Here is a 22,181-nt window from a genome sequence, read left to right as displayed (position 1 = left end):
TATGAAGAGAACCTTTCACCGGTAGGCAGGATGGTGCGCGTTTTATTGTTATCGGCTTATGAAGCGGTTAGCCACCGTTATTGGGCTAACAGCTTAATGGCTGAAGTGAACGAGGTAGCCTGGACGTTGCTAAGCTTGCCTCCTCGCCACTTCTCCTGGCGCATTCGTGGCAACCCGTTGAGCTGGTGGTTAAAAGAGTACGAGCGGTTAAATCAGCCCTACGATGTAGTGCTGGCAACGTCTATGGTAGATATCGCCACCTTAGTGGGGCTGTTTCCCCATCTGGGGCGAGCAAGAAAGATCGTCTATTTTCACGAAAATCAGTTTGCCTACCCAGAATCCAGCGAGCAGATGCCCCAGGTAGAAGCCAAAATGGTCAACTTGTATGCGGCACTGGCGGCAGATGTCCTTGTGTTCAATACGGCCTATAACCGGGACTCTTTTTTTGATGGTGCGCGGCGTTTTTTAAAGAAAATGCCGGAAAATCTACCCGCGGCTAAACCGCTAGAACGGCTACGCCAAAGTGCTCGCGTGGTGCCCGTGCCCATCGCGCCTGCTAACTGTGCCGCCGCTGGTAACTCAAACCCGCAGCGGCTGATTTGGAATCAACGTTGGGAGTATGACAAAAACCCGGAGGACTTCTTCGCGGTGCTGTTCAAGCTAAACGAGCAGCAGGTGCCCTTTGAGTTGGCGGTGCTTGGCCAGCAGTTTCGCGACGTGCCGCCGGTATTTGCCGAGGCGCAGGTGCGCCTGGCTGAGCATATTATCTGCTGGGGGCCGCAGCCAGAGGCGGAGTACCGCGCGCTGCTCAACGGTGGCGGTATTGTGGTGTCAACCACTTGGCATGAGTTTCAGGGGCTGGCGATCATGGAGGCTGCCCAGCGAGGAGCCACGCCGCTGGTACCGGATAGGCTCTGCTTTCCTGAACTTTATCCCGCCCAATATCGCTACGATGGTACACAAGAGGGGCTCTATCAGCGCTTGAAAGCGTGGCTGTTAGACCCCGGTAGCCAGCCCGCGCAGATGGATACTCAGCCATGGCAGTGGCCGCGCTGGCGAGAAACGTATCGTCAGCTGCTGGTGGAGGGGGCAACTAATGACCTGCTCGGCATAGAGTGATCCTGGCGTTGGCGTGCCGTTAGGCAAGCTCGGTCTTTTCTTTATAGTCGCATAGATCTTCGATGATGCAGCTACCGCAGCGGGGTTTACGCGCAATGCAGGTGTAGCGCCCGTGTAAAATCAGCCAGTGGTGGGCATCTTGTTTAAAGGCGCTGGGAACGTGGCGCAACAGCTTCTGCTCGACTTCCACCACGTCTTTACCTTTGGCGATACCGGTACGGTTCGAAACGCGAAAAATATGCGTATCCACCGCGATAGTAGGCTGGCCAAAGGCGGTGTTTAAAATCACATTGGCGGTTTTACGCCCGACACCGGGCAGCGCTTCCAAGGCTTGACGGGTGTTGGGAACCTCGCCGCCGTGCTGATTGACCAGCAGGTGGCAGGTCTTCATTAAATTTTCTGCCTTGGTGTTAAACAGGCCAATGGTTTTAATGTGCTGCTTTAGGCCATCAATACCCAGCTCAATGATCGCCTCAGGGGTATTCGCGACCGGATAAAGCTTGGCCGTGGCTTTATTCACGCCCACATCCGTTGCTTGGGCGGAGAGCAGTACCGCTGCCAATAGCTCAAAGGGCGTGCTCCAGTTGAGCTCGGTGGTGGGGTGTGGGTTTTCCGCCTGGAGGCGCGCAAATATCTCATGACGCTTTTGAGCATTCATGGCGTGTTCTCTTGGTTATTGAATGGTGCTTATTTAATGGTGCCGGTTACCCGCACACGACGCTCGGCTCGCGGTGCGACGTTGACGGGCTGAGCGCGGGCGGCGCGACGCTGATCCAGCACGTTTTTCAGCGCGATCAAAAGCCCTGCCACGAAGAACGCGCCGGGGGGCAGGATGAAAAAGAGAAACTGGTAATCCGCCACCAGGGTGATCTGCCAGTGAGCGGCAACCGGCCCAAACAGAAGCGCCATGTCGCTAAACAGCGTCCCTTGGCCCACCAACTCGCGGATTGCGCCCATCAGCACTAATACCGCACCAAAGCCCAGCCCCGTCATCAGCCCATCGACTGCCGCAGGCAGCACGGGCTGGCGGGAGGCAAACGCATCCGCCCGGCCCAAAATGGCGCAGTTAGTCACGATGAGTGGGATGAAAATCCCCAATATTTGATAGAGCGAGTAAGCAAACGCGGCCATGAGCAGCGCAGCGCAGGTCACAAAAGCGGCAATCACCATCACAAACGCGGGGAGCCGCACGGCGCTAGGCACCTGGTGGCGAATGAGCGAGGTTGTTGTGCTGGAGCCTACCAAGACCAGCAGAGTGGCCAGCGCCAAGCCTAGCGCATTCACCACCGTGGCGCTGACCGCCAGCAGCGGGCAAAGCCCCAGTAGCTGCACCAGCGCCGGGTTATTTGACCAAAGCCCTTCTCGGGCAAGCTGTGTCCACTGGCTCATGGTGTGGGCTCCTGCTGAGCGAGTTCGCGCTGATAGTAGCGCATCGCATCGTGTACGGCATTGATGACGGCCCGTGGGGTAATCGTTGCGCCGGTAAAGCTGTCGAATTCGCCGCCCTCTTTGCTCACGGCCCAGCCGCTTGGGGGCAGGCTCTCAAGGCTTAGGCCGTTGAATGATGTGATCCAGGCGCTGCGTGACCGCTCGATATCATCGCCAAGACCTGGCGTCTCTTGGTGGTGAGTCACCCGCACCCCGGTGAGTTGCCCGCTTTGGTTGATGGCAACTAGCAGGCGAATTTCACCGTTATACCCTTGGCGTGTCACGACCGGCAGAATAGTCGCGGTGCTGCTGCCTTGCTGCACCCGCCAGCCCTCTTGTGGTGTTCGATGGCCCAGCGGCGCTGGGTCGGGTAGCGAAAACGCGCTCTCTAATACGACCTGAACCGGCACCGAGGCCAGTGAAGCGGGCAGCACCTCCTGCAACTGACGATGCTGATAAGCAAGCTGGTGCTCGGCAATACGCTCCGCGGTCACGGCGCGGGTGAGGGCGACGCTGCCGGCAGTGACCAAGGCAAACAGGCCAAGGGCCAGCGCGCCACGCAGCATAGCGTGTTGAGTGGTCATGGCGCGCTCTTCCTTTCATCAGCCCGAGCAGTAGCTTGACCGACCGGGCGTGGCACGCTGACCATGTCCAGCAGCGGCACGCAGAGATTCATCAGCAGCACGGCAAAGGCGACGGCATCCGGGTAGCCGCCTAAATTACGAATCAGGATGACCAGCACGCCAATCCCCGCACCGTATAACAGCTTCCCCTGACGACTAGTGGCCGCTGAGACCGGGTCGGTGGCAATAAAGAAGGCACCAAACAGCGTCGCCCCGGTGAGCAGATGAAACAGCGGTGAGCCAAAGTGGCTAGTGTCGCTGGCATAAAACAGCGCTGAGAGCAGCATCATACTGCCCAGCATAGCGACCGGAATATGCCAGCTGATCAGTCGTTTGACGATCAACACCACGCCCCCTGCCAGCCATGCCAGCGCGATATTACGCCAAGCATTCAGCGTTCCTTCAGGGAGCGGCGACGATGCCCAGAACTCGCTGGCGAGCACTGCGTCGCCTTTATGTTTGAGGGCATCTAAGGGTTTGGCTCCGCTCAGGCCATCGAGCGCTGACGTGGGTAGTGTTCCCATTATTTGTGGCCAGAGGGAGTCGGGCCAAAGCGGTTGGGGCGGTGCCCAGGGCGTCATATGGGTGGGAAACGACACCAGCAGCAGCGCATAGCCCACCATCGCAGGGTTGAACGGATTGTGCCCCAAGCCGCCATAGAGCTGCTTCGCGACGACGACGGCGGCGATCACCCCAACGCCAATTAGCCACCAGGGGCTCGCAGGTGGCAACGAGGCGCCTAGCAACACGCCAGTGAGCAGGGCGCTGGAGTCGTTGAGCGTCGGCCAAATGGGGCGGTGGCGCAGGCGCAGAATGAGCGCTTCAGCGGCGACGGCCCAAAGCGCCGCGATCAGTACGTTGCTGAGTACCCCTAGGCCAAAATAGAGCGTCATCACCGCAAGGCCCGGAAGCGTGGCGGCGATGACCCAGCGCATCACATGGGCTGTTGATGGCGCTTTACCCCGCTGGGGGGCGTGCATCATCCTCATGGCGCTTCCTTCTGTTCACTGGCGGCGCGAGCTTCGGCCAATCGTGCTTCTGCCGCTTTTAGATTTTCTTGGGCAGTGGCGAGCTGGGTCTCCAAATCGTCGTGGCGCTGCTGCGGGTCTTGAGCGGCGGCCCGTGCCAACACTTTCTCCGCTTTTCGTACGGCGGCTTTGGCGGCCGTTTGAGCGATGCGCAGGCTGCGAAGGTCTGCCACGGGAACAGCTTGAGTGCCCTTAGCGTCGCTGGAAGCGGACTGCTGCTGGGCGAGCCGTGCCTGACGGCGCGCCTTCTTCTCCGCTTCTTCCCTGGCCAGCCGCGCTTGGCGGAACTCAAAGCGGTGCTTGGCGTGTTCCGCTTTGGCGGTTTCGATGCGTTTATACCGGATGCGCTGTTTGGAGGAGCGGTAGTCCTGCACCAAAGGGATCGCGCTGGGGCAAACGTAGCTGCAGGCACCGCACTCAATACAGTCGAACAGATGATGGGCTTCAAGGGCGGCATCGTTTTCGGCACGGGCGTACCAGTGCAACTGCTGGGGAAGCAGTTGAGCAGGGCACACACTTTCACAAGCGCCGCAGCGAATGCAGGGGGCTTCTGCGGGTGCTGGCGGCAGCTCCTCTTTTGTCGCGGCAATCAGGCAGTTGGTCGTTTTGGTGACGGGAGTGTCTAATGACGTAAGCGGCGTGCCCATCATCGGCCCGCCGACCACCACTTGATGCAACTGCTCGTCGTCCACGCCAACCTGCGCCAGCAGCGCGTCTACCGAGGTGCCTACACGAACCCAGTAGTTGCCGGGCTGGGTAATGGCATCACCAGTTAGGGTAACGACCCTTGCGACCAGCGGTAGTCCGTCGCGTACCGCTTGCAGACCCGCGAGCAGCGTTCCGGGGTTGTGGCATAGCACGCCGATATCCGCCGGTAGCCCACCGCTAGGCACTTCGCGGTTCAGCAGCTTTTTAATCAGCTGGCGCTCTCCGCCGCTGGGATAGCGGGTTTCGATTATCTTCAGCGTCACGCTCGCGAGCGGTTCGCTGTCAGCAATGACCGTAAGAAGAGCTTGTAGCGCCTGAATAGCCTCAGGCTTGTTATCTTCAATACCGACGATGATGTGCGCGGCTCCACATAGGCGGGCCAGCAATTGAGCCCCCTCAAGCACATCCGCCGCATAGTGGCGAAGCGTGAGGTCATCAGCGGTAATGTAAGGCTCACATTCGGCGGCATCGACCACCAGCGTATCAATGGCGTGGTGCTCGTTGACTTGAGCTTTGATATAGGCCGGAAAGCCAGCCCCCCCTAGCCCAATAAGCCCGCTGTCATCTAGCCGTTCCAGCAGCGCGTCGCGCTCTGTGGTTCGCCAATCCAGCGGTGGCAGCGTGGCCCAGCGATCTTCGCCATCGCCTTGAATGATGATCACGCTGTCAGTTATCTCGATCACGGTGCCGCTGATACTGGCGTGCACGTTGGCTGAGACCATGCCATCTCGGCGGGCGACTAGCGTACCTGTTTTGACTGTATCGCCCACGTTGACGCAGGGCCACGCTGCCTTGCCGGTATGCTGCGACATCGGTAGCGTTACCTCACTGGGCAACGGCGCGGGGCGCAGCGGCGCTTGATTAGAACGCTCTTTACGCTCGGGCGGGTAGATGCCACCGGGAAATTCATAGGCCGGCATGCGCGCTCCTTAATGGCTGGCGGTCGCTCACGATGGGCTCCCACTGTGTCAGCGGCTTGCGTCTGGGCAGCATGTCGATGCAGTCCACCGGGCAGGGGGCTACGCAGAGGTCGCAGCCGGTGCACTCGTCTTCGATTACGGTATGCATCTGTTTAGCCGCGCCAATAATGGCATCTACCGGGCACGCCTGAATGCACTTGGTGCAGCCGATACACTCGGCTTCACGGATATACGCCACGGTATCTTCACTGGCTGCTTCCCCATCTAGCGGGGCAGGGTCACGGCCGAGCATATCCGCTAGGGCGAGAATAGTTGCCTCACCGCCGGGAGGGCATTTATTGATGGCGTCGCCCTGATTGATCGCTTCAGCGTAGGGGCGACAGCCGGGATAGCCGCACTGGCCACATTGGGTTTGTGGCAGCAGCGCATCAATTTTCTCAACCAGCGGGTTCTCTTCACCTTTAAAGCGCGCGCTCGCCATGCCGAGTAGCGCGCCAAAGGTGATGCCCAGGCCGGTGAGTACGCCGACGGCGCTAAGCACGCCCCACCATGAAAATGAATCGCTCATGGCCGTTACCCCTGTACCAGTCCGGAAAATCCGAGAAATGCCAACGACATGAGGCTGGCGGTAATCATGGCGATAGCGGCACCACGAAAGGGCTTGGGTACATCTGCGCTAGCCAAGCGTTCGCGCATGGCGGCAAACAGTACAAGCACCAGCGAAAAGCCTAACGCAGCGCCCAGGCCATACAGCGTGGTATGGAAAAAGCTCAGCTCTCGGTTCAGCGACAGCAGCGCCACGCCGAGGACGGCGCAGTTGGTGGTAATCAGTGGCAGAAAAATACCCAGCACCTGATGCAGTAACGGACTGAGCTGGCGCACCATGATTTCCGTGAACTGCACCACGGCGGCAATCACGACGATAAAGCTAATGGTACGCAGATAGGTAATATCAAAGGGCACCAGCAAGCCGTGATAAACCACATAGCTAGCGGCAGAGGCTAGCGTCAACACGAACGTGGTGGCCAACGACATGCCCATTGCCGATTCGAGCTTGTTCGAGACACCCATAAACGGGCATAGCCCAAGAAATTGGACCAACACAAAATTGTTGACCAGCGCGGTGCTGACCAAAATAACGAAGAGTTCATTCATGACGGCGTATTTTGCTTAGAAATAGGGTGGCTGGCTAGAGGGGGCTTGTAGAGAGCCATGCAGTGGCGGCCGCTGGCTTTGGCTAAATACAGTGCTTGGTCAGCGGTGCCCATAACTGCGCTTGGCAATGATGTTTCACTATCTTCTAGCATACCGATGCCTAAGCTAATGGTGACATAGCGGCTAACAGGTGACGTGGTGTGGGGCAGCATAAGCTGGTCGACTGCCTCAATCAGCGCATTGGCAAATTCGGTAGCCTCTTTCGGGGTAATACCTGGCAGCAGCGCGCTAAACTCCTCTCCACCGGTACGAGCAATAAGAAAGTCATGTTGGTTGGCTATGCCATGCAGCGCCGTCGCCACTTGCTGTAAGCACTCGTCTCCTTTCTGATGGCCATAATAGTCGTTGTAGAGTTTGAAGTGATCGATATCCAGCATCATGACGGCCAGTGGTTCACTGTCTGCACTGGCTTGGCTCACCGCTAAGGTTAAGCGCTGATCGAATAACCGCCGGTTGGGAAGCTCCGTCAGTGAGTCATGGGTCGACATGCGGAGCAGTTCCGCATTGAGCTGCTGTTGGCAGCTGAGCTGTTCTGAAAAGGCTCTGGATAGGATACCGATTTCATCGCGACGTTGGGTTAAACCATTACTGTCATTAAGCTGGCCCGCAGACTGTGTGAACGCGGTGAGCTGGCGCAGTGGCTTCAGCACCATTCGCTCGAGCAGTAATAGCACCATGCCAATGACAAGCAGCATCAAACCGGCTGTCCAGAGCAGGATGTAGCGAAAGGTGGCGAGGCTTGCGAGGTACTGCACGCGATTTAACTCGATCTCCAGCGACACAGCCTCGTTCGTTCCCAAGGCGGGAAACTGCTGTGATGCTCGGGCTTGGTCGCCCGAAAACGTGAGTTCGGTAGCCTTTGCAGCGTTGTAGGGTGTGACGTTGAGCGATATGGGGAGCCCGGTGTAATCGGCCATGCGCTCAAGCCAGGCATCATCCATGGCTCGGACTTTAAACAGCCAGCCGTTGGGTGGGCCGCTCTCATCGGTACGTAAAATTTGGCTAGCCGCCACGATGGCGGGCCACTGTTCGATATAAAGCGTTATCGGGTCAACCTGGTTTGCGATGGCTGATTGCATCGTCTCGACCCAAGGGGCCATCCATCCACAGCGGTTAACGGCTGCGGTACAGGTTTGATAGCGACGGGTAACTGGATCAAGCCCCGCCAAGAAATGAACATCGCCTGCTAGGGTAAAAAACGCCATAAGGTGGTAGTTCATGTCTTCAAACATCTGCTGGCTAAAGTTGACCTCGGTATAGCGAGGGTTGCTACCTTCAAGAAACTGGTAGCTATCATCCCAGTTCGCCCAGTCCCGTGCCTGGGCGAGCAGGCTCTCTTGATTGAGCATTAGGCTGCGCTCAGCCCGATCTAGTTCGCGCTGCACGGCGGTGTGTTCTTCAGCCTGTAGCGCTGGGAAAATCAACCATTTGCTGATGACCGCGAGCGCTATCATTGCGACGATTAATAACCCGCCTAATACGGCAAAGAAACGAAAACGCAATGATAGAGAGAGGCGCTGGCCCATAGAGCAAACTCGTATTGATGTTTATGACGGCCATTAATGGGTCTAAATGAAAGTAGCCTAAAAACAAAAGGGGCAGGCTGTTCGCCTTGCCCCTTTCATCCGTGAATGGCGGCGTTACGTTACACGCTGACCCGGCTCGGCGCCAGCATCCGGCGAAGCAGATAAATACCCTCTTTATTCGCTGAAGCAAGCACCATGCTTTCGGATACACCAAAGCGCATCTTGCGGGGCGCCAAGTTGGCGACCATCACCGTCAGGCGGCCTTCCAGGGCTTCTGGAGAGTACGCAGAACGAATGCCAGAGAAGACGTTGCGGGTTTCGCCACCCAAATCCAGGGTAAGCTGTAGTAGCTTGTCAGCACCCTCGACATATTGTGCTTTGGCAATCCGAGCAATGCGCAGGTCAACCTTGGCAAACTCATCAAAGCTAATTTCATCCGCGATTGGCTCGTCTGCTAGCGGGCCTTTCGGGGTGTTTTTTAGCTTCTGCTCTTCTACCAGATCCTCTTTTGATGCGTCGATCATGGCATCGATTTTGTCCCGTTCAACTCGGGTCATCAGCGGTTTGAATTTGTTGATCGGGTGGTTGACCAGCACATTACCACGGCTTTCCCAATCAAGAGTGTCAATATTTATAAACTCACGGGCTTGCTCTGCCATGGTGGGCACCACCGGTGCCAGATACACCATGAGCTGGCGGAATAGGTTGATACCCACCGAGCAGATTTCCAGTACTTCTTGATCGCGACCATCCTGCTTGGCAAGTGCCCAGGGCTCTTTTTCAGCGATATAGGTATTGGCTTCATCGGCCAATTCCATAATTTTGCGCATGGCGCGGCTAAACTCACGCGCTTCAAAGTCGGCGGCAATGTCGTCACCGGCAGCGATAAAGCGGGCAACCATCTGCGGCTCGGCACAGTGCTCAGAGAGGGTGCCGCCCCCGAGTTTTTTGACAAAACCGGCACAGCGACTGGCAATGTTCACGACCTTACCGACGAGATCTGAATTCACTCGGGCAGCGAAGTCTTCAAGATTTAGGTCAAGATCATCCACCTTGGAGGTGAGCTTGGCGGCAAAGTAGTAACGCAGGTACTCGGGGTTGAGATGTTCAGCGTAAGTGGCAGCCTTGATGAAGGTGCCGCGCGATTTCGGCATCTTCGCACCATCGACGGTCAAAAAGCCGTGGCAGTTTACCGCCGTGGGGGTGCGCAAATCAGCACCGTGGAGCATGGCAGGCCAGAACAGCGCGTGGAAATAGACGATGTCTTTACCAATGAAGTGGTAGACCTCCGCGTCTGAGTCTTTTTCCCAGAAGCGATCGAAATCAATACCTTCGCGCTCGCAGAGGTTTTTAAAGCTGGCGAGATAGCCGATGGGGGCGTCTAGCCATACATAGAAGTATTTGCCGGGCGCATCGGGAATCTCAAAACCAAAGTAGGGCGCATCGCGGGAAATATCCCACTCGTTAAAGCCAGACTCAAACCACTCCATTAGCTTATTGCGGATTTGTGGCTGTACGTGGCCATCATTGATCCACTGCTGCAGGAAGTCGGCGAAGTCCGGCAGTTTGAAGAAGTAGTGCGTGGAGCTGCGTACTTCGGGCGTGGCACCGGAGATGGCGGAAACTGGATTGATCAGGTCCGCAGGTGTGTAGGTTGCGCCGCACTTTTCGCAGTTATCGCCGTACTGATCGACCGCGTGGCACTTCGGGCAGGTGCCTTTGATGAAGCGATCGGCTAGAAACAGACCGTTCTGCGGGTCGAACATCTGCTCGATATCGCGAGTGGCAATATGGCCTTTATCGCGCAGGCGGGTGTAGATCAACTAGCTGAAGTAGCGGTTCTCATCCGAGTGGGGGGGGGGGTAGTTATCGAACCCCACGCCAAAGCGGGCGAAATCTTCCTGGTGGTCTTGGGAAACGCGTTCAATCAGTGCTTCAGGGGAAATGCCTTCCTGCTCGGCACGCAGCATAATCGCGGTGCCGTGAGCATCGTCAGCACAAACGTAGTAACACTGCTGGCCACGGCTCTTTTGGAAGCGTACCCAGATATCCGTTTGGATGTACTCAAGCAGGTGGCCTAAGTGAATAGCGCCATTGGCATAGGGAAGGGCGCTCGTCACCAGAATGTTGCGCGGGGCAGTATTGGACATGGTGAGTGATAATTCCGGTTAGGCAGTACAAATAAAGACGGCGAAGGGGAGGTGCTTCGCCGGTAATGTCATGTTAATGCATACAAATAGCCAGAGGCTCAGCCTGACAGACTAGTAGAGCGCTTGCTCTTCTTGAACTACTTCACGCAGCAATTCTAAAAATAGCTTGTCTGCTTCCGAGTGCTCTGCCGGGTCTTCAGGAATATGCACACTGGTGGTATCTGAAATCTCATTGGCAATACGTGCCATCACGGCGGGACTACTGCCTTCAATCATTTGCTGGCGTGCAATAGCCAGCGACTGCTCTAGAATTTTAGGGTCTTGCAGAAGCTTGCGAATAAAGCCGCGTAGCTCGTTGATAATACGTGTTTTTTGAATTTCTGATGCGGACATAGAGAGTCTCCTTAAGACCGCGCCTGATGAAGCTACCAAGCGAGACCAATGAATGCCTTGACCATAGCACTTTTTCGAGCTGCGAGCATGCGTTGATCATTACGCTTAACTAGGTAAGCCGCTGCATGTAAGCCTTTATACGCTGAGTCGCCCCGCCTTATGTTTCACCGGGTTGGCATACTGCTCCAGCCAGTAAGGTTGCAACTCGTCTGGAACACTTGCCAGTCGTGCTTTGAATCGCTCCCGGTCTTGACGGGTAATAGACTTACGAGCGACCAGCTCCGGCGATTCACCCAACGCTTCAAGCGCCAGATAGTGGCTGGGAAAGAGGCGGTAACCACCAATCACCTGGCGGTCAATTTCAGCGGCCACTTCGTCAGGTGTCGCCATATCAGCACCCACCGGCGTACCAAATTTTAGCTGAACGCGGCCTTTAGAGCCGGTAATGCCAGAAACAATTGAGCGGATGTCTTCAAACTCACTCTTGGCGTAGCTACCCTGGGTGGCGATATCATGCAGTTCCTGGGCTTTTTGCAAGTCGCAGGGATCGTACTCGTAGCTAATCGATACAGGAACGAGCTTCAGCTCGGCAATGGCATCGCCAAAGACCATATCTCGCTCTGCATGGCGCTTTGCCATCGTGAGCATTTTGATAATGGCGGGGTCGGTGCGGTCAATGCCGTTTTTAGCACGACCTTCGCGCTGGGCCATCCAGATAGAGTGATTGTCTTCGGTAATCGAGTGGCGAATGTAAGACGACAGCTGCTGATAAGCGGCCAACATGGCCCGCTTTCCGCGTGCGCTCCGCGGCACAATAAAGCTTTTGTTCAGCCGCATCAGGTCGGTTACATAGGGCTTTTTCAGCAAGTTGTCGCCAATCGCAATACGTACCGTATCTCGGCCTGCCTGGTAAAGCGCGTAATTAACAAAGGCGGGGTCCAGCGAGATATCGCGATGATTGCCGATAAATAGATAAGCGCTGTTGTCGTCGAGTTTGTCTAATCCCGAGACCTCAAAGGCATCCGTGGTGGTGCGGATCATGCGCTCCATATAGCTTGCAATGCGCATTTGAAATTCGCGAACGCTGGTAACACCCTTTACTTCACGGCGAATGGCGTGGCCTGCCAGGGCTCGCGCTACGGGCGGCGCCCATTTGGCCATGCGCGGCAGCCTAAAGCGGGTAAGCGCGTCAAGCAGTTCACTATCGTGAGAGAGCCGTTCAAGAACATCGGCCACCTCATGATCCATATAGGGGCGAATGTCTGCCCATGGGTCGTTGGTGGTGTCAGTGTTGGGTGCGTTATTGTGATGAGTCATGCGATCCGTTGGATATAAGCAAAAATAATCGGGTTGCTGCGGCTTAAAATATAGAGCGTTAGGTATCTTGCTGAGCCGTCGGTTCCCGCTGAGTTTCGCCACCAAGCCATTCCAGCAGGCGGGTAACATCGTCAGAAAGCGCTTGGGCCATCAGAATAAAGTCGGTTTCCAGGCGGGCTAGCGCATCATCGCCGTCGTCGGCATGGTCGGCTTCTTCAATCAGTGCGTCGCCAAAGCGCAGCGACTTCAGCGCTAAATCGTCATGTAGCACAAAGCTTAGGCGGCCTTCCAAGCTGATCGCCAGTTTGCTGGCCTGGCGTCCGCTCTCAAGTAGCTGCTGAATTTCATCGCTGTCTAGGTCAACTTGCCGTGCGCGTAGCACGCCATCGTCGCCTTTTGCCTTGAGTTCCACTTGGTCGCCGAGCTGTAGGTCGCTTGGGCGGCTAGATGGGTCGCCTAACCAGGTAGTCATGGCGCGTATCGGCAATGTTTGGCTGCTCAGTGGCGTAGCTTTTAAGCTGCCGAGTGTCTCACGCAGCAGGTCCAATACATCTTCTGCTCGGGTGCGCGAGCTAGCATTAACGCCAATGAGCTGGCGCTTAGTGTCCCACCATAAGTCAATTTTCTGGCTGCGGACAAAGGCGCGGGGCATGAGTTCTTCGGTGACCTGCTCTTTCAGCGCGGTCTTTTCCTTGCGCGTGACTTTGCGTCCCTCACTGGCCTCGATGTCGGCGACTTTTTCGTCGACTTCTTCTTTGACAACCGACGCGGGAAGCAGGCGCTCTTGGCGTAGGGCAGAGAGTAAGCGGTGCCCCTGAATTTCATGCAGACGCTGGTCGCCACCTAGCCGCCCCGCAGGCGCTGTCCAGCCTAAGCGGCGTGCATCCGCATTGCCTAGCGGCTTGGCCGCGTGCTCATCCCATGCGTTGGCCAGAGTTTGGCTATCTAGCTCGGGAGCGCCGTGTAGGCGATATAAATGCAGGTGCTTAAACCACATGTCACCGATCCTATGAAAAAGGTGGCACATTATGTCGAAACGCGGCCTTTCCTACCAGCACCTTGGTGCAGCGACTTGCTGTTGCACGAGTTTAAAACTTGTGTTTGATTTGCAGAGTATTAATGATTCCTTGCCCATTTTGTAAAGAGTGAATAGAGAGGTTGCTATGTCTGAGTCGATTTCCCACGTCAGTATGCGGGTCCGTGGTTACCACCTAGATGGCTATGGTCATGTCAACAACGCGCGTTATCTGGAGTTTATGGAGGAGGGGCGCTGGGCATTCTTCGATGAGCACCCTCGGCTTATCCAGCAGCTTCACAGCGCTGGGCGGGCATTCGTGGTGGTTAATTTAAACATCGACTATCGCGCGGCGGCCGTCCAGGGTGATGATTTGCAGGTATTAACGGGCATCGTCGACGTTGGTGAGCGTAGTGCTCTTTGCCACCACCGTATCGTGCGTGCAGATGGCACCTTGGTTGCCAAGGCAGACCTCACCTTCGTGCTGCTGGATGTGAAGGCCAATAAAGCCGCCGCCATCGAAGGTGAGGTGCGCGACGTGCTGCGGGGACTGATCGTGCCCAAAGAGGCGTTTACGGCCTAAATGGCAATGGCGGTGTCACCGACTGCCCTTGATGCGCATGCAGTGGTATGATGTCACGGTATCTGCGCGCCGCCTTCATGTACTCAGTCTCGTACGACGAAAGGCGGCATTTTCAAGCGCTTTCAACTCTCGCAGTGCCAATGCAGTGCAAAGGATCTGACTTTCATGGGTGACATCGCCAGAGAAATCTTGCCCGTCAATATTGAAGACGAGCTCAAACAGTCGTACCTCGACTATGCGATGAGTGTCATTATCGGCCGCGCGCTACCTGATGTGCGCGACGGCCTGAAGCCCGTTCACCGGCGTGTGCTGTTTGCCATGCATGAACTGGGCAATGACTGGAATAAACCGTACAAGAAGTCGGCGCGTGTCGTCGGCGATGTCATCGGTAAATACCACCCGCACGGCGACAGTGCGGTGTATGACACCATCGTACGGATGGCTCAGCACTTTTCCATGCGCCATGTGCTGGTCGATGGTCAAGGTAACTTTGGCTCCATCGACGGTGATAACGCGGCGGCCATGCGTTACACCGAGGTGCGTATGTCGCGCCTAGCCCACGAGCTGCTGGCTGACCTAGAAAAAGACACGGTCGATTGGGTCGATAACTACGACGGCACCGAGCGTATTCCTGAAGTGCTGCCGACCAAGGTTCCTAACCTGTTAATTAACGGGTCATCAGGTATCGCCGTTGGTATGGCCACCAATATTCCGCCTCATAACATGCGGGAAGTGATTGACGGCTGCTTGGCACTGATCGACGACTACACCTTAACCGTCGATGATCTGATGCAGTACATTCCCGGCCCGGATTTTCCTACCGGCGGCATTATCAATGGACGTGCAGGCATCTTGGATGCTTACCGTACAGGGCGAGGCCGCATTTACGTACGCGCTTGCCACACCATTGAGCACGACGATAAAACCGGCCGCGATCACATTATCATCACTGAGCTGCCTTATCAGGTGAACAAAGCCCGGTTGATTGAGAAGATTGCCGAGCTGGTTAAAGAGAAGAAAATCGAAGGCATTGCTGAGCTGCGCGATGAGTCGGATAAAGACGGCCTGCGCGTGGTGATTGAGATCAAGCGCGGCGAGTCCGGCGAAGTGGTCGTCAATAATCTGTTCGCCCAGACGCAGCTGCAAAACGTATTCGGCATCAACATGGTGGCGCTGGAGAATGGCCAGCCCCGCACGTTGAACCTCAAAGAGATGCTGGAAGCGTTTATTCGTCACCGCCGTGAAGTGGTGACGCGGCGCACGCTATATGAACTTAAGAAAGCGCGTGAGCGTGGCCATCTGCTTGAAGGTTTGGCCGTCGCGATTTCGAACATAGATGAAGTCATTGAGCTGATTAAAGCCTCGCCTAACGCCGCTGAAGCGCGTGAAAAGCTGCTGGCGAAAGTGTGGAAGCCTGGTCAGGTAACCGCGATGTTGGAACGTGCTGGCGCGACCTCCTGCAAGCCGGAGGATCTGGATGAAGGCTTTGGTCTTAATCCGTCAGCGACCGAATATCGGCTTTCCCCCGCTCAGGCGCAGGCCATTCTTGAGTTGCGCCTGCACCGCCTTACTGGGCTTGAAACCGAGAAGCTGCTGGATGAGTACCTCTCGATTCTTGAGAAGATCGCCGAGTTTACCGAAATTCTGGCTTCCGCTGACCGCCTGATGGAAGTCATCCGTGAAGAGCTGCACGCGGTGCGTGATCAGTTCGGCGATGACCGCCGCACGGAAATCCAAGCCAGCCACCTGGATCTTTCCATTGAAGACCTAATCGCGGAAGAGGATATGGTGGTTACCGTGTCCCGCTCTGGTTACGCGAAGACTCAGCCGCTGTCTGATTATCAGGCTCAGCGTCGTGGCGGTCGCGGCAAGTCGGCGACGTCCATGAAAGACGAAGACGTCATCGAGCACCTGCTCGTGGCTTCGACCCACGACACCGTGCTGCTCTTCTCTAACCGTGGCAAGGTGTATTGGCTGAAAGTGTACGAAATGCCCAATGCAAGCCGCGGCTCTCGTGGCAAGCCTTTGGTGAACATGCTGCCGCTGGAAGAGGGCGAATCGGTGAATGCCATTCTCCCGGTCCGGGATTATGACCCTGAGCATTACATTTTCTTCGCCACCGCAAATGGTACGGTCAAACGTACCAGCCTTGAGCAGTTCTCTCGCCCGCGTAGCGTTGGCCTGATTGCGATTGACCTGGAAGAGGGTGACCGCTTGGTCGGTGCTGCGATTACATCGGGTTCCGATCACGCCATGCTGCTCTCCTCGAATGGCAAAGCGATTCGCTTTGAAGAGGGCAATGTGCGCGCGATGGGCCGTACCGCTCGCGGCGTACGTGGTATGCGCTTGGCAGGCGATGCGGAAGTTATCAGTCTGATTATTCCGAAGAGCCAGCAGATTGATGCCGAAGCCGATACCGACGCTGAGGTAGCTGCGCAGGCAGAGGCGGTGGAGCAAGCCCAGGGCGAAGGCCAGATTTATATTCTGACGGCCAGTGAGAATGGCTACGGCAAGCGCACCCGACTGGAGGAGTTTCCGCTGCGCGGCCGTGGCGGCCAGGGCGTCATTGCGATGCAGACCAGCGAGCGTAACGGCTCATTGGTTGCCGCTATGCAGGTGTATGACAGCGACGAAATGATGCTGATTACCGATCGCGGCACGCTGGTGCGTACTCGCGTGGAAGAGGTGTCAACGACTTCGCGTAATACTCAGGGTGTGATGCTGATTCGCTTGGGTAAAGAAGAGAAGCTGGTGAAAACCGTACGCGTTGATGAGCCTGAAGAGTCCGATGTTTTAGAGGCAGGCGAGCCAGCAGACGCAGACAATGGCGCACAGGAACCGGGAACCGATGACACGTCATTATAACTTTTGTGCAGGGCCTGCGGCCCTGCCAACCGCCGTTTTAGAGCGAGCGCGTAACGAATTGCTTGACTATCAGGGTCGTGGTTTGTCTGTGATGGAGATGAGCCATCGTAGTGATGAGTTTATTGCCATTGCAGAACGTGCCGAGGCAGATCTTCGTGAACTGCTAGCAATTCCCAGCAATTACCAAGTGCTCTTCTTGCAGGGCGGCGCAAGCATGCAGTTCTCGATGCTGCCGATGAATTTACTGGGCCAGGGCGGTAGCGCTAACTTTATCCAAACAGGCATTTGGGGAAAGAAAGCGTTAAGTGAAGCCAAGCGGCTTGGCTTCAACTGCCATGTGGCTGCCAGCAGCGAGGCTAATGGTCACACTGCCGTGCCTGATGAGGCGTCATTATCAATCACCAATGACGCGGCCTATCTGCACTACACGTCGAATGAAACCATTGGCGGTTTAGAGTTTGATTACACGCCCCAGATAACCCGCGCTGACGGTGCAGCCGTGCCGCTGGTGTGCGATATGTCGTCGAATATTCTCTCTGGCCCGATTGATATCAGCGATTTTGGCGTGGTGTACGCTGGCGCGCAGAAAAATATCGGCCCGGCGGGGTTAACCATCGTGGTCGTACGTGACGATCTGCTAGGTAAAGCTCCTAGCACGATTCCATCACTTTTTGATTATCAAATGCTGGCGGAAGCGGGCTCTATGGTGAACACCCCGCCCACTTATGCCTGGTATCTATCGGGCTTGGTTTTCCAATGGCTTAAAAATGACATCGGTGGCTTAGATGCAATGGATGCGCTGAATCAGCGCAAAGCGCAAAAGCTTTACGCTACCATTGATGCCAGCGCCTTCTACAGTAACCCTATCGCCGTACCTAACCGTTCGCGTATGAACGTACCGTTTGTGTTTGGCGGATGCGCGTTTGGATAAAGCGTTTTTACAAGAAGCCGATGAGGCAGGCCTGCTAAACCTTAAAGGCCACCGCAGCGTAGGTGGTATGCGCGCCAGTTTATATAACGCCGTACCAGAAGAGGCGGTCGATGCCTTAATCGCCTTTATGGCGGATTTTGAACAACGAAGAGGCTAACCATCATGTCCGATACGCCGATCAATTTAGATGACTTGCGTCAACGTATCGACCAGTTGGATGGCGATATTCTGCGCTTGATCAGTGAGCGTGCCAGCTGCGCCCAGCAGGTGGCGCACGTTAAGCTCGCCCAAGATAAAGATGACGTGTTTTACCGCCCAGAGCGCGAAGCCCAGGTGTTACGGCGCATTATGGCGCTTAATAAAGGCCCGCTGGACGCTGAAGAGATGGCCCGCCTGTTCCGCGAGATTATGTCGGCCTGCCTCGCGCTGGAGCAGCCGGTAAAAGTGGCCTACCTAGGGCCGGAAGGCACTTTCACCCAGCAAGCGGCGCTCAAGCATTTTGGCGAAAGTGCGGTAAGCCTGCCTATGGCAGCTATCGATGAAGTGTTCCGCGAAGTGGAAGCAGGCGCGGTGAACTATGGCGTGGTGCCGGTGGAAAACTCCACTGAAGGGGTGGTGAACCACACGCTCGATACCTTTATGGACTCTTCCATCAAGATTTGTGGTGAGGTAGTACTACGCATTCACCATCATCTCTTAATTAGCGAAACAACGCGCAAAGACAAAGTCTCGCGTATCTACTCGCACCCCCAGTCGTTTGGCCAGTGCGTAAATGGCTAGATGCTCACTATCCTCATGCGGAGCGTGTGCCAGTCTCTTCCAACGCTGAAGCGGCTAAATTGGTGAAAACCGAATGGCACAGCGCGGCGATTGCGGGCGACATGGCTGCCAAGCTGTACGGCTTAGAGCGCATTGCCGATAAAATCGAAGACCGCCCGGATAACTCCACGCGCTTTTTGATTATTGGTAATCAAGATGTGCCTATGTCAGGCGAAGACAAAACCTCCATTGTGGTGGCCATGCGTAACCAGCCAGGCGCGCTGCACGATTTGTTGGAGCCGTTTCATCGCCACAAAATCGATTTAACACGCATCGAGACTCGCCCTTCGCGTACAGGCGTATGGAATTACGTGTTCTTTATTGATTTTAAAGGCCATCGTGATGAGCCGGGTGTGGCCGCTGTGCTTGAAGAGGTGCGCCTGCGCGCTTCTGAATTGCGCGTGTTGGGTTCTTACCCTCAGGGCGTGCTGTGACGGTGTTAGCACAAAGTGCTGGGCGTGTGGCGTGTCATGAATCGCGTATCTTAATTGTTGGGCTGGGCCTCATTGGCGGTTCGTTAGCGGCAGCTCTACGTGCCTCCGGCTATCAAGGGCGTATCGTCGCCTGTGATCCCAATAAAGATGAGGTAGCGCTAGGCATAGAGCTTGGGCTGGTAGACGCTGGCGGCACTCAACTAAGCGAGTTGCTTGATGATGTTTCCATGGTCGTATTGGCGGTGCCGGTGCTGGCCATGGAGAGCGTGATGACCACGTTGGCCCAGGCGCTACCTAACGCTTCCGTTGATGTAGTGATCACCGATGTGGGCAGTACAAAAACTACTATTCGTGACTGTGCTGAACGAGTATTTGGCCGCGTGCTACCCAATATAGTCTTGGGGCATCCCATCGCGGGATCAGAAAAAAGTGGCGTGGCTGCTGCTAATCCGTCGCTTTATGTCAATCACAAAGTGATTCTGACGCCCGAACCTAACGTCGATGCTGATGCACTAGCACGCGTGGAAAAGCTCTGGCAGGCGGGTGGTGCAGAAGTCTTGCAAATGAGCGTCGAGCGCCACGCTCAGGTGCTGGCACGCACGAGTCACCTGCCCCACCTTTTGGCGTTCTCTCTAGTGGATACGCTGGCGCGTCAGGATGAGCGGCTGGATATTTTTCGTTACGCTGCGGGCGGATTTCGTGATTTTACCCGTATTGCAGGCAGCGACCCGGTCATGTGGCGGGATATTTTTATCGCCAACCGAGAAGCGGTGCTGTCGTCACTAGACGACTTTGAAGCAGGGTTAAAGCGTCTTCGTTACGCCGTTGAAAGCGGTGATAGCGATGCGCTAATTGCAACGTTTGATCGTGCCAGCCACGCGCGACACTATTTTGATACGTTATTGAATAAAACCAGTTATCAGGCGGAATATCATATGCAACCACACGGTAAAGTGACTTATCGCGTGCAGCCGGGCGGCCAAGCGCAAGGCCGTCTTCGCGTGCCGGGCGATAAATCCATGTCTCACCGCTCCATTATGTTGGGCGCCTTGGCAGAAGGTGTTACCGAGGTAAAAGGCTTCCTGGAAGGTGAAGATAGTCTGGCAACGCTGCAGGCCTTTCGTGAAATGGGCGTGGCGATTGAGGGGCCGCACCAGGGGCGAGTCACTATCCACGGTGTGGGCATGCAAGGTTTGAAAGCGCCCGCAGGGCGCTCTATGTAGGCAACTCCGGTACGGCTATGCGGCTCTTTGCCGGTTTGCTGGCGGGCCAATCTTTCGATAGCGAGCTGACCGGTGATGAGTCGCTCACTAAGCGGCCGATGGGGCGTGTGGCAGATCCGCTGCGTCTGATGGGCGCTACCATCGATACCGCCGAAGGCGGCCGTCCGCCGTTAAAGATCCACGGCGGTGCGCCGCTGAAAGGTATTCACTACGACATGCCGATGGCCAGCGCGCAGGTAAAGTCATGCCTGCTGCTTGCTGGGCTCTATGCCGAAGGTGAAACCCGCGTGCGCGAGCCAGCTCCTACCCGTGACCATACCGAGCGTATGCTTAACGGCTTTGGCTACCCCGTTTCCCGGGAAGGGGACACCTGCTGGCTGCAGGGGGGCGGTAAGCTGACGGCAGGGCCGATTGACGTGCCTTCCGATATCTCTTCCGCCACGTTTTTCCTCGTCGCGGCGGCCATTACGCCGGGCTCGGATATCACGTTAGAGCATGTAGGTATCAATCCAACCCGCATTGGCGTGATCAATATTTTGAAATTGATGGGCGCCGACTTAACGCTTGAAAACGAGCGTGAAGTGGGTGGCGAGCCAGTGGCGGATATTCGTATTCGTTACGCGCCCCTAAAAGGTATTGATATTCCCGTCGATCAAGTGCCGCTGGCTATAGATGAGTTCCCGGCGCTATTTATCGCGGCGGCCAATGCTCATGGCACGACGCGCCTGCGCGGCGCGGAAGAGCTGCGGGTGAAAGAGTCCGACCGTATCCAGGCCATGGCCGATGGCCTTGCGGTGCTTGGCGTTGAGCATACGGTGGTGGAAGACGGTATCGATATTATCGGTAACGGCAACGACAGCGTGCCGAGCTATGGCGGCGGCCGTATCGATAGCTTGGGTGACCACCGTATTGCTATGGCGTTTGCCATTGCGTCACTGCGTGCAAGCGACGAGATTGTTATTGACGACTGTGCGAATGTCGCTACCTCGTTCCCCGACTTTGTCGCGCTGGCGCAGCGCATCGGCATGGGCGTTAGTGTGGAGGGTGCCAATGGCGTCTAAGGTACCTGTGCTGACAATCGATGGCCCCGGCGGTGCCGGTAAAGGCACGATTAGCAGCCTCGTGGCCGAGCGTTTAGGTTGGCACCTATAGACAGTGGGGCACTTTATCGTCTTACGGCCCAGGCGGCTGTCAAGCATCATATCGCCCTAGATGATGAGGCGGCACTGGCAGCGATTGCCACTGAGTTAGATGTTGCCTTTCCTGTGGTAGATGGTCAGCCTTGCACCCTGTTAGAGGGCGAAGACGTTGGGCAGGTGATTCGTACCGAGCAAGCGGGTGAACTTGCTTCTCAGGTCGCAGCACTGCCTAGTGTGCGCGCAGCACTACTTCAGCGCCAGCGAGATTTTTGCCAATTACCTGGGCTGGTGGCAGACGGCCGCGATATGGGAACTGTCGTATTTCCCGAGGCGCCGTTGAAGGTTTTTCTCACCGCCAGCGCTGAAGAACGGGCTCGCAGAAGGCATCTACAGTTGCAGGAAGCAGGGGTGGATGCTAGTCTGTCGAGTCTTTTAAAGGAGATTCAGGCACGCGATGCACGCGATACGCAGCGCAGTGTGGCTCCTCTCAAGCCGGCAGATGATGCCATTACGCTTGATACCACGCGCCTGAGCATACAGGAAGTGGTTGATCGGCTGACCGAACTGCTTGCCCAACGCGGCATGTCTAACGGCATTTGATTCTCCCTTGCGGCGTTTTTGGAAAGGTGTCACGACGTGGCAGGGCGATAACTCCATATCAGTGAGCCCGGTCAGGTCTAACCAGCGCTAACGCCTCCAAAAGCAGAGTGACATTAGGCCCGTACTCGCTGGTGGTACGGAGAAG

Annotated in this window: 14 protein-coding genes and 5 pseudogenes; 7 read left to right on the top strand and 12 right to left on the bottom strand. The window is 56.2% G+C overall.

The window, feature by feature from the left end; all coding sequences use genetic code 11:
- Positions 1-33: 33 nt before the first annotated feature.
- A complete protein-coding gene (locus tag B4967_RS04440; protein ID WP_083023908.1) occupies positions 34-1,119 on the top strand; it encodes a tRNA-queuosine alpha-mannosyltransferase domain-containing protein in 1,086 nt (361 codons plus the stop codon).
- 19 nt (positions 1,120-1,138) lie between these two features.
- On the opposite strand, the gene nth is transcribed toward B4967_RS04440, so the two are convergent.
- The 12 genes and pseudogenes from nth to B4967_RS04380 all read right to left on the bottom strand — a co-directional run bounded on the left by nth (position 1,139) and on the right by B4967_RS04380 (position 13,424).
- Positions 1,139-1,777 (bottom strand): endonuclease III, encoded by a 639-nt coding sequence (nth, locus tag B4967_RS04435; RefSeq protein WP_083023859.1) that lies wholly within the window; start codon positions 1,775-1,777, stop codon positions 1,139-1,141.
- 29 nt (positions 1,778-1,806) lie between these two features.
- Positions 1,807-2,508: an electron transport complex subunit E gene (locus tag B4967_RS04430; protein WP_083023843.1), complete on the bottom strand. Its 702-nt coding sequence runs from the start codon at positions 2,506-2,508 to the stop codon at positions 1,807-1,809.
- The gene (rsxG, locus tag B4967_RS04425; protein ID WP_083023841.1) at positions 2,505-3,131 is read right to left on the bottom strand and encodes an electron transport complex subunit RsxG; all 627 of its coding nucleotides are present in this window, start codon (positions 3,129-3,131) and stop codon (positions 2,505-2,507) included. The genes B4967_RS04430 and rsxG overlap by 4 nt, the downstream gene beginning before the upstream one ends.
- The gene (locus tag B4967_RS04420; RefSeq protein WP_083023839.1) at positions 3,128-4,159 is read right to left on the bottom strand and encodes an RnfABCDGE type electron transport complex subunit D; all 1,032 of its coding nucleotides are present in this window, start codon (positions 4,157-4,159) and stop codon (positions 3,128-3,130) included. The genes rsxG and B4967_RS04420 overlap by 4 nt, the downstream gene beginning before the upstream one ends.
- Positions 4,156-5,826 carry an electron transport complex subunit RsxC gene (rsxC, locus tag B4967_RS04415; protein WP_083023838.1) on the bottom strand — a complete coding sequence of 557 codons (1,671 nt, stop codon included), beginning with the start codon at positions 5,824-5,826 and terminating at the stop codon, positions 4,156-4,158. The genes B4967_RS04420 and rsxC overlap by 4 nt, the downstream gene beginning before the upstream one ends.
- A complete protein-coding gene (rsxB, locus tag B4967_RS04410; RefSeq protein ID WP_044627978.1) occupies positions 5,813-6,394 on the bottom strand; it encodes an electron transport complex subunit RsxB in 582 nt (193 codons plus the stop codon). Before rsxB ends, rsxC begins: the two co-directional genes overlap by 14 nt.
- 5 nt (positions 6,395-6,399) lie before the next feature.
- Positions 6,400-6,981 (bottom strand): electron transport complex subunit RsxA, encoded by a 582-nt coding sequence (gene rsxA, locus B4967_RS04405; protein WP_044627977.1) that lies wholly within the window; start codon positions 6,979-6,981, stop codon positions 6,400-6,402.
- Entirely contained in the window at positions 6,978-8,567 is a 1,590-nt protein-coding gene (locus B4967_RS04400) for a sensor domain-containing diguanylate cyclase (RefSeq protein WP_083023836.1), read from the bottom strand. Before B4967_RS04400 ends, rsxA begins: the two co-directional genes overlap by 4 nt.
- 114 nt (positions 8,568-8,681) lie before the next feature.
- Positions 8,682-10,717: pseudogene (gene metG / locus B4967_RS04395) on the bottom strand (methionine--tRNA ligase).
- A gap of 111 nt (positions 10,718-10,828) precedes the next feature.
- On the bottom strand, positions 10,829-11,110 hold the full coding sequence (locus tag B4967_RS04390; protein ID WP_083023835.1) for a hypothetical protein: 282 nt from the start codon (positions 11,108-11,110) through the stop codon (positions 10,829-10,831).
- 135 nt (positions 11,111-11,245) lie between these two features.
- Positions 11,246-12,427, bottom strand: coding sequence for a 1-acyl-sn-glycerol-3-phosphate acyltransferase (locus B4967_RS04385; protein WP_083023833.1), 1,182 nt, complete (start codon positions 12,425-12,427; stop codon positions 11,246-11,248).
- Positions 12,428-12,485: 58 nt separating this feature from the next.
- Positions 12,486-13,424 (bottom strand): recombination-associated protein RdgC, encoded by a 939-nt coding sequence (locus B4967_RS04380; RefSeq protein ID WP_083023831.1) that lies wholly within the window; start codon positions 13,422-13,424, stop codon positions 12,486-12,488.
- Positions 13,425-13,590: 166 nt separating this feature from the next.
- Between B4967_RS04380 and B4967_RS04375 the strand changes: the two genes are divergently transcribed.
- The 6 genes and pseudogenes from B4967_RS04375 to cmk all read left to right on the top strand — a co-directional run bounded on the left by B4967_RS04375 (position 13,591) and on the right by cmk (position 22,036).
- Positions 13,591-14,025, top strand: coding sequence for an acyl-CoA thioesterase (locus B4967_RS04375; RefSeq protein WP_083023830.1), 435 nt, complete (start codon positions 13,591-13,593; stop codon positions 14,023-14,025).
- Between the two features lie 165 nt (positions 14,026-14,190).
- On the top strand, positions 14,191-16,890 hold the full coding sequence (gene gyrA / locus B4967_RS04370; RefSeq protein ID WP_083023828.1) for a DNA gyrase subunit A: 2,700 nt from the start codon (positions 14,191-14,193) through the stop codon (positions 16,888-16,890).
- Positions 16,874-17,978 (top strand): annotated as a pseudogene (gene serC, locus B4967_RS04365) (3-phosphoserine/phosphohydroxythreonine transaminase). The gene gyrA and the pseudogene serC overlap by 17 nt, the downstream one beginning before the upstream one ends.
- 5 nt (positions 17,979-17,983) lie before the next feature.
- Positions 17,984-19,074 (top strand): annotated as a pseudogene (gene pheA / locus B4967_RS04360) (prephenate dehydratase).
- A 26-nt stretch (positions 19,075-19,100) separates the two neighbouring features.
- Positions 19,101-21,358: pseudogene (locus B4967_RS04355) on the top strand (bifunctional prephenate dehydrogenase/3-phosphoshikimate 1-carboxyvinyltransferase).
- Positions 21,348-22,036, top strand: a pseudogene (cmk, locus tag B4967_RS04350) ((d)CMP kinase). The pseudogenes B4967_RS04355 and cmk overlap by 11 nt, the downstream one beginning before the upstream one ends.
- Positions 22,037-22,181: the final 145 nt, after the last annotated feature.

The sequence above is a fragment of the Vreelandella lionensis genome (assembly GCF_002087295.1).
Classification (GTDB): domain Bacteria; phylum Pseudomonadota; class Gammaproteobacteria; order Pseudomonadales; family Halomonadaceae; genus Vreelandella; species Vreelandella lionensis.
The sequence above is the reverse complement of the archived record's forward strand: the minus strand, read 5'-3'. Positions and strand labels throughout refer to the sequence as shown.

Coding starts and splice junctions, on each gene's coding strand:
- nth (WP_083023859.1), bottom strand. CDS start 1,777: ATGAATGCTCAAAAGCGTCATGAGATATTTGCGCGCCTCCAGGCGGAA.
- B4967_RS04430 (WP_083023843.1), bottom strand. CDS start 2,508: ATGAGCCAGTGGACACAGCTTGCCCGAGAAGGGCTTTGGTCAAATAAC.
- rsxG (WP_083023841.1), bottom strand. CDS start 3,131: ATGACCACTCAACACGCTATGCTGCGTGGCGCGCTGGCCCTTGGCCTG.
- B4967_RS04420 (WP_083023839.1), bottom strand. CDS start 4,159: ATGAGGATGATGCACGCCCCCCAGCGGGGTAAAGCGCCATCAACAGCC.
- rsxC (WP_083023838.1), bottom strand. CDS start 5,826: ATGCCGGCCTATGAATTTCCCGGTGGCATCTACCCGCCCGAGCGTAAA.
- rsxB (WP_044627978.1), bottom strand. CDS start 6,394: ATGAGCGATTCATTTTCATGGTGGGGCGTGCTTAGCGCCGTCGGCGTA.
- rsxA (WP_044627977.1), bottom strand. CDS start 6,981: ATGAATGAACTCTTCGTTATTTTGGTCAGCACCGCGCTGGTCAACAAT.
- B4967_RS04400 (WP_083023836.1), bottom strand. CDS start 8,567: ATGGGCCAGCGCCTCTCTCTATCATTGCGTTTTCGTTTCTTTGCCGTA.
- B4967_RS04390 (WP_083023835.1), bottom strand. CDS start 11,110: ATGTCCGCATCAGAAATTCAAAAAACACGTATTATCAACGAGCTACGC.
- B4967_RS04385 (WP_083023833.1), bottom strand. CDS start 12,427: ATGACTCATCACAATAACGCACCCAACACTGACACCACCAACGACCCA.
- B4967_RS04380 (WP_083023831.1), bottom strand. CDS start 13,424: ATGTGGTTTAAGCACCTGCATTTATATCGCCTACACGGCGCTCCCGAG.
- B4967_RS04375 (WP_083023830.1), top strand. CDS start 13,591: ATGTCTGAGTCGATTTCCCACGTCAGTATGCGGGTCCGTGGTTACCAC.
- gyrA (WP_083023828.1), top strand. CDS start 14,191: ATGGGTGACATCGCCAGAGAAATCTTGCCCGTCAATATTGAAGACGAG.